This window comes from Tamlana carrageenivorans (assembly GCF_002893765.1).
GTDB lineage: Bacteria > Bacteroidota > Bacteroidia > Flavobacteriales > Flavobacteriaceae > Pseudotamlana > Pseudotamlana carrageenivorans.
Genome location: NZ_CP025938.1, coordinates 1,527,709 through 1,541,088, shown reverse-complemented (window position 1 = coordinate 1,541,088; position 13,380 = coordinate 1,527,709). Strand labels below are relative to the sequence as shown.

The following is a 13,380-nucleotide window of genomic DNA, read 5'->3' as shown; positions in this document are numbered from 1 at the left end:
ATTACCAGTAAAATCGTTGACTTTTGATTAGATCAAAAATGTTTAGGACAGGATTGATTTCAAATGACTTATTTGAATTATTTTTTAAGAACTCACCTATAATTTCATGAGAATTCCCATAGCCTTCAGCTGTATCTAGTATTTGTATACCATTATCAAAAGCTGTATTTAAAATACCAAATGCTTTGTCTAATGAGGGCTGTCCTATCTGATTGTTAATACCATAGTTCAACCCTAATTGAACTGTTCCTAAAACAAGTTTACTATTCATTCTTTTTCACCATTCTAACAGAGTTACATAATTCACCCCCATATACTCCGCTGCTTTTTACAACTTTTTCTAGCTTAAAGCCCAATTTTCCATACAATTTAATGGCCGATAAATTATTCTCAACAACTCCCAAGGTTATTTGGCATAGCTTTAATTCGGTAAGACAATAGTTTAAAACAAGCTTCGAAGCATCTAAAGCATAACCTTTGCCCCATTCTGTTTTATCTCCCATCATAATACCATACTCTCCTGATTTTTTATTTTTATCAATAGGGTCTATTTTTATATTTCCAATATGTTTATCAGAATGCTTCAAATGTATTGCCCAAAATAAAATATCCTTATCCTCCTGCTCCTTTAAGTAATTAGCTAAATCATCAATAGTATAATTGCCTCCTGTTTCTAAATATCTATAAACATCTATATCATTCATCCAATTAACATATGTCATTGATAAATGAAGTAAAGAAAGTGGCTTTAAAATTAATCTTTCGGATTCTAAAACTACTGCCCTCATGACGAAAAAAGCAATACTTTTTGTATAACAAAGTCAACCTCTTCATCTGTCAAACTAGGATACATAGGCAAACTTATACATTTAGAGTAATAGTGCTCTGATTGACTTAAATCGGCATCACCATAGCCTATTGTTTTATAATATGGTAAAGTATGTACGGGAATATAATGGATTTGAGCATAGATATTTTGAGTTCTTAAAAAGTCGTACAAACCTTTTCTATCATCAACCTCTATGATAAATAAATGGTGGGCATTGTATGCGCCTTCTGGCACATATTGAAACTTTATTTTCCCCCTAAAAGCTTCTTTATAGGCATTTGCTATCTCATTTCTTCTGGTAACACCTGAATTATTTTTGGCCAGTTGTGAAATACCTAATGCCGATTGAATATCGGTCAATCTGTAATTGAATCCCAATTCTTGCATTTCATAATACCAACCACCATGATTTTCTGCCATGTCATCTTTAGTAATACCATGCGTTCTTAATAAAGCAAGTTTTTTATAAAGGCTTTCTGAGTTTGTGGTTATCATTCCACCTTCACCGCAAGCTATGTGCTTTACAGGATGAAATGAAAATATGCCTATATCGGCATAATTACCATTACCACACATTTGTTTTTCACCTTTTGAATCTGTAAAATAACCTCCAGGTGCATGGCATGCATCTTCAATAATCCATAAATCGTGTTTATCAGCTAAAGCTCTAAAAGCTTCCATATCCACAGGAAGTCCGGCAAAATCCACAGGTATAATACCTTTAAAAAATCCTTTGGGTTTACTTTCAATTAGTTTTCTGGTGCTTTCTAAACTTAAGAGGTAGGAATTGGGATCTATATCAGCAAACCATACTTCACCGTTTACGTATTTTACACAATTCGCAGACGCAGCAAAAGTTATTGGCGTTGTAATAACGCGCTCACCTGTTTTCAATCCTAATGCTAAAACAGCTAAATGTAAACCCGCTGTTGCATTACTAACAGCTACAGCATATTTAGCACCTACATAATTAGCAAAATCATCTTCAAATTCCTTTATTTTTGGTCCTTGAGTTAAAAAATCAGCTTTTAATGTATTAACAACTACATCAATATCATCTTGATTAATAGATTGCCTTCCATATGGTATCACTTTATTCCTCATTACACTTCAAAAGTAGCATCAACATGCTCAGTAATTAACGACCTTAAACTTTCAATAGTTTCCCATTCTTCATTTTCACCAGAGTTATAACTAAACCCTAATGGTACTTTTCTAGCATTGAAAGTACTTATAAACTCATCTATTTTCCAGGAATGTGTAGCAGGAATTATAGTATAATATTTACCCAAATCATAAGTGTAAAATGAATCAGAGGGTGTTATCATCTCTTCATGAACCTTTTCGCCTGGTCTTATCCCTACAACAGGTTTGTCACAATCTGGACCAATAGCTTCAGCTACATCTAAAATCCTATATGATGGAATTTTAGGCACAAACAATTCACCTCCCCATGCATGCTCTAAGGCGTGCATAACCATATCAACCCCTCCTTGAAGTGAAATATTAAATCGTGTCATATTAGGATCAGTAATTGGCAAAGTATTGGATTCTTTCTTTTTATTAATAAAGAAAGGAATCACTGAACCATTTGACCCCATAACATTACCATAACGTACTACTGAAAAACGGATAGGATTATCTCCTTTGATATTATTTGCAGCAATAAATAATTTATCTGAAGTTAATTTTGTAGCACCATATAAATTAATAGGTGCACAAGCTTTATCTGTAGATAATGCAACTACACGCTCGACTTTTGTATCTAAACAAGCATCAACAATATTTTGTGCACCTCCAATATTAGTTTTAATACATTCTTCCGGATTATATTCTGCAATAGGGACATGTTTCATTGCTGCCGCATGAATTACATAATTAACACTTTTAAAAGCGCGCACTAATCTTTCCTTATCTCTAACATCACCTATAAAAAACCTTATTTGAGGATATTTTTCTATAGGATATTCTTGAGCCATTTGAAATTGCTTCTGCTCATCCCTTGAAAATATAATCAACCTTCTTACTTCTGGGTATTTTATTAAAATATGTTTTGTTAATGCTTTACCCAAAGATCCAGTACCCCCGGTAATTAATATAGACTTTCCTGTTAAATCGAACATTTAAATATTTTTTACAAACAATTCACAAAAATAACACAATTCTGTGTTCAAACAAGATTAATAACAGCTATTACTTAACAACAACCATATTTTAACAAATCAAGGTTTTTAGTTAATTCAAAACACCTAATTATATTAGAATCTTTAACAAGCTATCTTTCCAATTTGGAACTTCTAGATTTAGCAGCCTTATTAACTTTCTTTTTTCAAGAGCACTATACTCAGGGCGCTTTGCAGGCGTTGGATAAGACTTAGTAGGAATGGCATTCAATCTTATATCCAAATTAGAATATTCAAAAATAGCCTTAGCAAAATCATACCAAGACACCTCCCCTTCGTTACTATAATGATACAACCCAAATGCAGAACTTTTTGAGCTAATTATTTCAAGTAAAACACCGGCCAAATCACCTGCATAAGTTGGGGTGCCTTTTTGATCGGAAACGACCGAAATTTCATCTCGTGTTTCGGCCAATCGCAACATGGTTTTCATGAAATTATTACCATGCTTGGAGTACAACCACGAGGTTCTAATGATAAAATGTTCTTTTAATAACTTTTGAATTTCAACTTCACCTTGCAGTTTTGAAGCTCCGTATACACTAATTGGGTTTGGAGTATCATCTTCGGTATAGGGCGTTGTTTTTTGGCCATCAAATACAAAATCGGTTGAAACATGCAATAATACCACTTGGTTTTCTTGACAAACTAGAGCTAAGTTTTTCGCACCTTCAGCATTCACTTTAAAAGCTTTTTCTATTTCTGTTTCTGCTTTATCAACAGCTGTGTATGCAGCACAATTGATACAGTAATCAAGGCAATAATTGTCCTGAAAAAATGATTTTAATTGCTCCAAATCACAGATATCTAAAGAAGTCGAATCGGTGTATATAAAATTTAACTCTTTATACCGATCTTCCAAATCTTTGATACAACTTGCTAATTGGCCATTAGAGCCGGTGACTAAAATATTCATTATAAAATCACATTTTCAAAGTTAGGAAGGACTTGATCCTTTTCTGAAATAATAAATTCAGAAGCCTCTAATTGCCAATCAATATTTAAAGTCTTATCGTTATAAATAATACCGCCTTCTGAAGCTTTATTATAAAAATTATCACATTTATAAGCAAATAAGGCCGTTTCACTTAAAACTACAAAACCATGGGCAAAGCCTCTAGGAACAAAGAGTTGTTTTTTGTTTTCTGATGATAACACCACTGTGTAATGCGCTCCATAAGTTTGAGATCCCTTTCTTAAATCCACAACAACATCTAAAACCGCTCCTAGAATAACGCGAACTAATTTTGCCTGGGCATGCTCACCTCGCTGAAAATGCAACCCTCTTAAAACCCCTCTGGTAGAAAAAGACTCATTATCTTGAATAAAATCAACCTCAAGCCCTGTTAATTGATTGAAGGTTTTTTGATTATAACTTTCTAAAAAATAGCCGCGTTCATCTCCAAAAACGGTAGGTTCTATTAAAAAACAGCCTTTTAATTTCGTTTCTTTTACAATCATTCGTTGTATTCGTATTCTCTATTAATTTTAATTTATACAAACCCGATAACAATACTTTGTAATAGTTGTATTGATAGGGCTTTATTTCTTTTTTAGTAGACCCAATAAGTTTTTACCGTAGCCACTTTTAAGCAAAGGCTCTGCTAAATCTATAAATTGTTTTTCGTTAATATATCCCATTTCAAAAGCTGCAGCTTCAATTGCGCCTATTTTTAACCCTTGTCGTTCTTCGATAACCTCAACAAACTGTGAGGCTTGCATAAGCGATTGAAAGGTTCCAGTATCCAACCAAGCAGTACCGCGATCTAAAATACTTACACTAAGCTTTCCTTGTTCAAGATAAACTCTATTAACATCTGTGATTTCTAACTCGCCGCGATGGCTCGGCTTTATATTTTTAGCAATGTCTACAACCGAATTATCATAAAAATAAATCCCTGGTACAGCATAATTTGACTTAGGCTGTTCAGGCTTTTCCTCTATTGAAATGGCTTGTCCCGCTTCGTCAAATTCAACAACACCATAACGTTCGGGGTCATGAACTCGATACGCATAGATAATACCTCCTTCGGGATTATTATTGGCTTGCAAAAGTTTTGCTAAACCTGTCCCATAAAAAATATTATCCCCTAATATTAAAGCCACTTTGTCGTTACCAATAAAATCTGCACCAATTATAAAAGCTTCGGCTAAACCATTAGGCTCTTCTTGTACAGCATACTCGAAACTACAACCATACTTTTTTCCATCCCCCAATAAATCTTTAAACAACGGTAGATCTTTAGGTGTGGATATGATTAAAACCTCATGAATACCCGCGTACATTAAAGTAGAAAGCGGGTAATATATCATGGGCTTATCGTAAATTGGCATAAGTTGCTTACTTACCGATAAAGTTAAAGGATGTAATCGTGTTCCCGAGCCGCCTGCTAATATGATTCCTTTCATTTTGTTTATTATTGTGATGTTATGGTGATATAGGCTTTTAAACTTCTAATATCTAATATTTAACTTTTACCTTTTATTGCCCTTCGACAAACTCAGGCTGACACATCTCCCTTAATTACTCCTAATTATATTGTTTTTCGTAATATTCTAAATACGAACCGCTAGTAACATTTTTTAACCAAGTTTCGTTAGACAAATACCAGTCTATCGTTTTTTCTAAACCTTCTTCAAAAGTGACTGATGGTTTCCAACCTAGTTCCTTATTAATTTTAGAAGCATCAATAGCGTAACGTAAATCATGTCCTGGTCTATCTTTAACGTAGGTAATTAACCTTTCTGATGTTCCCACTTTTCTTCCTAATTTTTCATCCATTTGTGCACATAAAAGTTTCACTAAATCGATGTTTTTCCATTCATTAAATCCGCCAACATTATAAGTCTCTGCATTTTTCCCTTGGTGAAAAACCAAATCGATAGCTTTAGCATGATCCTTAACATACAACCAATCTCTTGTGTAGTTACCATCACCATAAACAGGCAACGCTTTATTTTGAATGATGTTATTTATAAATAATGGAATGAGTTTTTCTGGGAACTGAAACTGACCGTAGTTATTAGAACAGTTAGAAATCACATACGGTAAATTATAAGTTTCACCATAAGCCCGAACAAAATGATCTGAACTGGCTTTTGAAGCCGAATACGGCGAATTTGGGTCATAGGATGTCTTTTCGGTAAATAAGCCCGTTTCCCCTAAGGTTCCATAAACCTCATCGGTACTTACATGATAAAAACGTTTGTCTTCAAAGTTGGATTTCCATAGTTCTTTACAGGCATTTAAAAGCACCATAGTTCCAATAACGTTTGTTTTCACAAAGGCTAAAGGATCGGTAATCGAACGATCGACATGCGATTCTGCTGCTAAATGAATCACAGCATCAAACTCTTTTGAATTAAAAAGGTTGTTTATAAAAGGTTCATCAGTGATATCTCCTTTAACAAAGGTGTAGTTTGATTTTCCCTCTATATCTTTTAAATTCTCAAGGTTCCCTGCATAAGTAAGAGCATCCAAATTAAAGATGTGATATTCAGGATAATTTTTAACAAAAAGCCTCACCACATGAGAACCAATAAAACCTGCACCTCCAGTAATTAATATATTCATAACTTAATATTTCTAATTCATTTTTTGATGTAATTAGGTCCTTTACAAACGGTGTTAGCTTCATAAAAGTCTAAAAGACATTTAAAACATGAATACAAAGACACAAAATTTAATCTAAATCATAAAAAAAACCTCAGATTAATGAATTAACCTGAGATTTAAAAATCATTTATAATTAATTATAAAAACTTATTTTTTACTTTCAGCCTCAAGAAACTTCCCTAAACCTAAAAATGCAAAAAACGCAAATGTTAATCCAAATAAAACTAGAGGGTACACAAATTTCTTTTTATCGGTCCATTTTCTAATATCATAACCAGTTTGAGGGAATCCAGAAATAATATTAAGAACACCAAACTCTTCAGCTTTTCTTAAATTAACTTCACGTCTTAACTCTTCCAGATGTAAACGTTTTTCAATCACCTTGGATTCGTCCACTAACAAACCATTTGAATCACTATCTCCTGCCATATAAAGGTTGGTTCCCGACCCCTGAACAGGCTCCTTACGCGATTCGTTTATTCTAATTTTTAAATATTCATTAGCTAAGGAGTCTGTTTTTTGAATTTGACTTAGCAACGCCGCTTCCTCCATTTCTAAATTCCTTTTGTTTGCTAAAACCAAATTTTCCAAATATGGATTATCAATAAGTTTTTGTTTTACTCCCGGTTCTATCGTTTTAAATATGGATTTATCGGTTGCCCTTACCCCTATTTGATGAATCGGATAGTTTGTAGCCGTTAAAGACTTCACATAACGATCGTATGTCATTTCTGTTCTTGATAAAGAATCTAATTTAGTATAAAAGCCTGAATACATTTCGGCAACCTGGTTCTCATCTATTGAAGGACTAATAAAAAAACCTTTTAACTTTGCTGCTTGAGAAGGCTCTATATTCAGTATAGATGCTAAACGCAAAGAATCCTGATCTGAGGTGAGTTGATCTAGCTGCTTAACATTTTCATAAACTTGTCGCGCCGAATTAAAATTAGTTTCAACATACATGTTAGCACCATAAGATTTAACTGTTTTAGAATCTAGATAGTAACCAATACAAAACCCAATAATTATAGCTAAAGCGTACCAAATTTTACATATATAAAAATGCGCCAGTAATGCTATAACCAACTTATATATGCCTATAAAAATACTTGCAATAAACTTAAAAAATCGTTCGAAACCTTTCCCGATAACCTTAAATAATTGCCCTAAATCAACCTCTTCAGATTGCTGTGGCTTCTGCTCTTCGTTACTCATAATAATTTTTTAATTAAGTATTTGTTCTAATATGGTTTTTGTTATTAAATATGTTGGTTTCACTCCAGAAGCTCCTAAACCTCCAGAAGCTAAAGTTGCCCCTGTTTCTAAGGGATTATCACTAGCGTAATAAGCATATCTTACTTTTACATTTTCGGCAATATTTCCTCTAACTTTTGACGCCGCCTGTATTGCTTTTTGATAATGTGCCCCTTCCATTTCTAGTCCTATAACACGCCAGGTAGAATTAAAAAAGAATTTTAAAATATCCTTATTTTGAAGTGATGTACCTAATACTGTAATCATAGAACCTTCGTAAACCGAAATACCTTGCCCTGCTAAATCTTCCTTTTTAAGTTCATTTTTAAACGGGTAATTATCGGCAGTACCTTCAAAAATGTGTGCAGACGGAATCATGATATCCCCTTTACCTCCTTCTAAAATTCCAGCTTTACCCATAATAGATACAGAATCTACATTTAAATGAATTTCAGATTCTTTTGCTTTATACGGCTTGAGTAACTCATCTATAGTTTCATAGGCTTGCTCACCGAAGGCATAATCCATAACAAGAATAATAGGTTGCTCATCTTTTAAAATGGATTCAGAAGCTTTAACACCTAACTTTGAAGCATCAAATTTAGCCGTATCAAAAAGCTGAACATCAATATTAGCCCCCGAGGTATCCTTGATATAAATCATGCCATTTTGCAAAGCTTCTTTGGAAATTTTATGTCTTGAAGTTTCGTTTTCTGGCTGACTTAAAGATTCGTATACTTCGAAAATATCTTTTTTAGAATTCTGTAATTTTAAAGCTTCTTTAGCAAAAAACGAATTCATCACGCTATGCATATTAGCGCTAATAATATGAATAGGACGGTTTAACAAACCTACTTTAAAAAGCGTTTCTTTTATGGTATCAGCCCATATTTCGCCATGAATATGATGACCAATACGTTCTCTTAAAACCGGACTAAAGGTTATGGTTCTTTTATCGTGATTGGTAAGCTCCTCAATAGCTAATTTTCCCAACCAATATACAATATGCAAAAAGCGTTCGGGCTGAGATGGCATCGCATAAGCGCTATAAATCGTGTTTATTTCATTAAAAGTACGCCCTAAAATATTCGCAGCATGCGTAATCGCTACTTCGCGCTGCTCCCGAGACAGCTTCTTTTTAGAAAGCACTGCTGTTTCTAGTTTCACCCAATCCCTTGTAGTAGCACCGTCTTCATCAATTAAAACACGTCGACCAATTTTATGAGATTCAATAAATATAAATGTAAGATGGGTTAATATATCGTAGATTTCCGATCGACCTCTAGTAATCTCAATGTTGATCTGCTCATCGTCAATGCGGTAACAATTACGACGACGCTTTTTAGGAACTATGGATTCAAAATGTGAATTTGAATAACCTTCATCACTAGTTAGATTTATAAAGGTACACTCTTCAATGCCTTGAGGTAGGCGATCAATAACATATAACAGACCTTCCAGTTCGGCCTTTTCGTCACCAACCGACCCATAAATCTCGGGTCTTAAAAGCAACAAAGCCTCCCTTAAGGTCTCTCCAGAAATTCCCATAGGCTTATAAAACCCACGATTAAACAGGTGACGCATCGTAATATACATGCGCTCAATCGCATTAGAACTCTCTTGCGCCCTTGTTCTTGTATGAAGTTTTTTTCCTGCCATAAAATCGGTTAAATGCGCGTCAAAGATAACATTATTGCTTGAATCTTAATCTTGAAAACCTTGAACAATTTTTCTATCGTTTGACAACCTTGGAATTTTATTTTGACCACCCAATTTTCCTTGCGACTTCATATAGGCTTGAAAACCGCCCTTCTTAACTTTTGTGATTTTTAATGGTTGTAACACTTTGCCCTCAATCAAGTCAAAGTAATACGTATTTTGTTTTTGCAGAGATTCATCTATTTTTTTCGCTAAAGCGGAAAGATCTTCAGGTTCATTTTCAAACTCAACAAACCATTCATGGTAAGGCAATCCTGTTTCTGGTGTAATTTCGGGAGCTACGGTAAACTCGGAAACCCGAACATCGGTACCAGCAGTGGCTTCTTGCATGGCCTGTTCTACTTCTTTACCAATAACATGCTCGCCAAAAGCTGAAATAAAATGCTTAATACGCCCTGAAACAATAACACGATACGGTTTTGTTGAGGTAAACTGAATGGTATCACCAATATTATACCCCCACAAACCGGCGTTAGTCGAAATAATCATTACATAATTAACGCCTATTTCTACGTCTTTAATAGTGAGACGCTTTGGATTTTCATTAAAAAACTCATCGGCTTTTATAAATTCGTAAAAAATCCCAGAATTTAGTAAGAGTAACATGCCCTTTTCATGCTGCTTGTCTTGGTAAGCAAAAAAACCTTCACTGGCTGGATATAATTCTATGCTATCTACTTTGCGCCCTATAAGATTTTCAAACTTTGCTCGATAAGGCTCATAGTTAACTCCTCCGAAAATAAAAAGGTTGAAATTTTTAAAAATATCCCCTATTTGTTTTCCTGTTTTTTGCTGAAGTTTTTCAAAATACATTTGAACCCATGATGGTATGCCTGAAATAATCGTCATATTTTCATGAAGCGTCTCATCTACGATAACATCGACTTTAGTTTCCCAATCATCAATACAATTCGTTTCCCACGACGGCAAACGGTTTTTTTGAAGATATTTAGGAACATAATGCGCTACAATGCCCGACAACCGTCCTAATTTCACTCCATTTTGTTCTTTAAGTTCAGGGCTTCCTTGTAAAAAAATCATTTTACCATCTACAAACTTGGTTTTCCCTGTTTCATGAATATACATCAAAATAGCATTTCTTGCTGCTTCTACATGATTGGGCATACTTTCCTTGGTTAACGGAATGTATTTAGCCCCTGAAGTTGTTCCAGAGGTTTTGGCAAAATACAGTGGTTTGCCTTTCCAAAGCACATCCGATTCTCCTGCCACCACGCGGTCTACATAGAACTTTAATGCCTCATAATCCCTAATAGGGACACGTTTTACAAAATCGGCATGACTGTTAATACTAATAAAATCATGATCGCGACCAAAAGCGGTACTTGTAGCCTTGGCGATAAGATCCTGAAACACCATTTCTTGTGTTTTCACAGGGTTGTTAGCCCATTTTTGAACTTTATTGTATATAATTTTTGCAAAGGGTTTTGCTAAAGCAGATTTTATTGACATCATTTATTTAAAATCGATAAAGTTTGTGGGATTAATGGGGTATCCATCGTTCCAAAGTTCAAAATGCAAATGTGGTCCTGTTGATAATTCTCCAGTATTTCCTGCGGTAGCGATAACTTCACCTGCTTTTACTAAATCGCCCTGCACTTTAGTTAAAGCCGAACAATGTTTATAAATAGATATTAAGTCGTGACTATGTTCTAAAATCAACACATAACCTGTACTAGCCGTCCATTCTGAAAAAATAACAACGCCATCGGCAGTGGCTTTTATTGGTGTATCCTTCGCCACAGTAATATCTACAGCATAATGCTTGTCTTTTGTATTATACGATGCACTTATCGCTCCACTAACAGGCGGAAACAATACAAAGTTGGTTGACGATGTTGCCGATTCGAACAAATTGTATTTATCTTCTTTATCTACTTTCTGACGCAAAATAGAATCCTCGGCAATCGGATTTAAATCCACCTCACTAGCTTCAATTTTAACAGCATTAATTATAGAGTCTCTATTAAAATCGACCTGACTCACATCGCCTGTTAATACTTTTTTTATAGAACTATAGTAGCGATCATTCATAAGAATGACCTGTTGTAAAGAATCGGTTTTATAACTAAGTTCGGTGGCTTTCTTTTTCAATGCTGTAGAAGAATACCCTGGAATATATTCGCGCAATGGCGTTAGTGCGATAATAAGATAGGTTACCGAAATAAAAAACACCGCAACAAGTGACCCCATAACAAATACGTTTAAACGCGTCAATTTGAAAGACAAACGCTCTTCAAAAGTATTTTCATTAAGAATCACTAACCGGTATTTATCCAGTAGTTTTCTTATTCTTCTTTTTTGTTTCTTTTTTGTTTCAGCCATGCGCAGCAAAAATAAATAGAATTTATGAGATAGTACGGTTGTTACAGTCCAAGAAAAGACATATAAATGCTAAAGTTATCCTTAAAACGATATTATTAAACATTAATTATTAACTTTGTTTTTTAAATTTACAAGCTATGAACTTACATATGTTACCATTAGCCATCGGACCTTGGCAAATAGCCTTAATTGTGGTGGTTGTTTTACTTTTATTTGGAGGTAAAAAAATTCCTGAATTGATGCGTGGTTTAGGTAGTGGCATCAAAGAATTTAAAGATGCTAGCAAAGAAGAAGAAGAAGACCCTAAAATCGAGAAAAAAGACTAAAAAAACTCTTCAAAAAAACACAAAAAGACCAGTACAACACATGTACTGGTCTTTTTGTATTAAGGGGTTTTCATCAATGAAATTTCATTAAAAAAGCCCTTATCATTTATTCAATTTTAACCGAACGGATAATTGATTCCAATTCTAACATGTAGTTTCTTTTCTCAACTGAAGGCGCAAAAGAAAAACCTTCAATAACCACCCAACGGTTGTTTTTGCTGTCTTCAATAGCATAATTGATAAACGGTCCGCCCATAAAAGCATTTTTAACATCCCAAATACCTCGAGTTTCTAATGCTGGTTTGTTATTTATAGGCGTCTCTACTATAAATGGAGCATAGGCGTCTTCTGTAACCATATAAGACCCTTCTAAAGGCCCTTGAATGTATGCTTTTCCAATGGAATCTCTAATTTTAATAATTTGTTTTACCACACTATCGTTCCTTTTAATGGCATCAAAAGGCAACTCATAAATCATTAAATTATTTGTTCCTGTGGTAATATCTTTTCTAAACCAGAAAAAGTTATCGGTTTCGGTAGCCTTTCTATAAATTGAAGCAAATTGTATACTTAAGCCTAACTTTTCCTTTATAGACTTAAAAGTATGTGGCGATTTTTTCATTTGACGTTGACGCTCGGCTAATTCTTCTTGTCTAAAAGTGTTTATAATTTGAGATTCATTTTTAGTGAGCTCTTCTATAATTTCCTCTCTAGTCGTTCCAGAAACAACAATCACTTTTTGTGGCTTAGCGTATACATTGCTTAAAACCTCAAAACCTTGCTCCTTATTAGGTTTAATGATTAAAACCGTTCTGTTTTTTGTGGCAAAACCGGAAAAAACAGATGGTGGAATCTGGCTAATACTAAACATAGGTTCGTCTTGTGGTAGGCCATAAATAGGTTTTGTTAATACCGATCGAATGGCATCACCCACGCGACCATCCCAATAATCATTTTCGGTAACTACCGATACGTTATTAATGGCTCCTGAAGCATCAGGAAGAAATTCATCATCAGCCTTTTTTTCAGTTTTCCCACAAGAACTAAGTAACAATAGAACGATTACTGAACACATCATGTTTCTCATAATACAAGTATCTTTTTTTTAAA

14 protein-coding genes are annotated in these 13,380 nt (G+C 34.3%); 1 reads left to right on the top strand and 13 read right to left on the bottom strand.

The window, feature by feature from the left end; all coding sequences use genetic code 11:
• Window position 1: 1 nt before the first annotated feature.
• The 12 genes from C1A40_RS06875 to C1A40_RS06820 all read right to left on the bottom strand — a co-directional run bounded on the left by C1A40_RS06875 (window position 2) and on the right by C1A40_RS06820 (window position 11,944).
• Window positions 2-271 (bottom strand): aldo/keto reductase, encoded by a 270-nt coding sequence (locus C1A40_RS06875; RefSeq protein ID WP_102995255.1) that lies wholly within the window; start codon window positions 269-271, stop codon window positions 2-4.
• Entirely contained in the window at window positions 264-788 is a 525-nt protein-coding gene (locus C1A40_RS06870) for a GNAT family N-acetyltransferase (protein WP_102995254.1), read from the bottom strand. The genes C1A40_RS06875 and C1A40_RS06870 overlap by 8 nt, the downstream gene beginning before the upstream one ends.
• The gene (pseC, locus tag C1A40_RS06865) at window positions 785-1,933 is read right to left on the bottom strand and encodes a UDP-4-amino-4,6-dideoxy-N-acetyl-beta-L-altrosamine transaminase (RefSeq protein ID WP_102995253.1); all 1,149 of its coding nucleotides are present in this window, start codon (window positions 1,931-1,933) and stop codon (window positions 785-787) included. The genes C1A40_RS06870 and pseC overlap by 4 nt, the downstream gene beginning before the upstream one ends.
• Entirely contained in the window at window positions 1,933-2,952 is a 1,020-nt protein-coding gene (pseB, locus tag C1A40_RS06860; RefSeq protein WP_102995252.1) for a UDP-N-acetylglucosamine 4,6-dehydratase (inverting), read from the bottom strand. Before pseB ends, pseC begins: the two co-directional genes overlap by 1 nt.
• Before the next feature lie 130 nt (window positions 2,953-3,082).
• Window positions 3,083-3,928, bottom strand: coding sequence for a dTDP-4-dehydrorhamnose reductase (gene rfbD, locus C1A40_RS06855; RefSeq protein WP_102995251.1), 846 nt, complete (start codon window positions 3,926-3,928; stop codon window positions 3,083-3,085).
• On the bottom strand, window positions 3,928-4,473 hold the full coding sequence (gene rfbC / locus C1A40_RS06850; RefSeq protein WP_102995250.1) for a dTDP-4-dehydrorhamnose 3,5-epimerase: 546 nt from the start codon (window positions 4,471-4,473) through the stop codon (window positions 3,928-3,930). The genes rfbD and rfbC overlap by 1 nt, the downstream gene beginning before the upstream one ends.
• 81 nt (window positions 4,474-4,554) lie before the next feature.
• Complete coding sequence (rfbA, locus tag C1A40_RS06845; protein WP_102995249.1) at window positions 4,555-5,421, bottom strand: glucose-1-phosphate thymidylyltransferase RfbA; 867 nt, start codon at window positions 5,419-5,421, stop codon at window positions 4,555-4,557.
• Window positions 5,422-5,542: 121 nt separating this feature from the next.
• Entirely contained in the window at window positions 5,543-6,586 is a 1,044-nt protein-coding gene (gene rfbB, locus C1A40_RS06840; protein WP_102995248.1) for a dTDP-glucose 4,6-dehydratase, read from the bottom strand.
• A 189-nt stretch (window positions 6,587-6,775) separates the two neighbouring features.
• Window positions 6,776-7,843: a hypothetical protein gene (locus C1A40_RS06835; RefSeq protein ID WP_102995247.1), complete on the bottom strand. Its 1,068-nt coding sequence runs from the start codon at window positions 7,841-7,843 to the stop codon at window positions 6,776-6,778.
• A gap of 9 nt (window positions 7,844-7,852) precedes the next feature.
• Window positions 7,853-9,541: a DUF6909 family protein gene (locus C1A40_RS06830; protein ID WP_102995246.1), complete on the bottom strand. Its 1,689-nt coding sequence runs from the start codon at window positions 9,539-9,541 to the stop codon at window positions 7,853-7,855.
• 45 nt (window positions 9,542-9,586) lie between these two features.
• On the bottom strand, window positions 9,587-11,074 hold the full coding sequence (locus C1A40_RS06825) for a GH3 auxin-responsive promoter family protein (protein ID WP_102995245.1): 1,488 nt from the start codon (window positions 11,072-11,074) through the stop codon (window positions 9,587-9,589).
• A complete protein-coding gene (locus C1A40_RS06820; protein ID WP_102995244.1) occupies window positions 11,075-11,944 on the bottom strand; it encodes a M23 family metallopeptidase in 870 nt (289 codons plus the stop codon).
• A 137-nt stretch (window positions 11,945-12,081) separates the two neighbouring features.
• On the opposite strand from C1A40_RS06820, the gene tatA reads away from it, so the two are divergent.
• Window positions 12,082-12,270: a twin-arginine translocase TatA/TatE family subunit gene (tatA, locus tag C1A40_RS06815; RefSeq protein ID WP_067146628.1), complete on the top strand. Its 189-nt coding sequence runs from the start codon at window positions 12,082-12,084 to the stop codon at window positions 12,268-12,270.
• A 106-nt stretch (window positions 12,271-12,376) separates the two neighbouring features.
• Here the strand turns inward: tatA and C1A40_RS06810 are convergent, their stop codons facing one another.
• Window positions 12,377-13,357: a DUF4837 family protein gene (locus tag C1A40_RS06810; protein WP_102995243.1), complete on the bottom strand. Its 981-nt coding sequence runs from the start codon at window positions 13,355-13,357 to the stop codon at window positions 12,377-12,379.
• Between the last annotated feature and the right edge of the window lie 23 nt (window positions 13,358-13,380).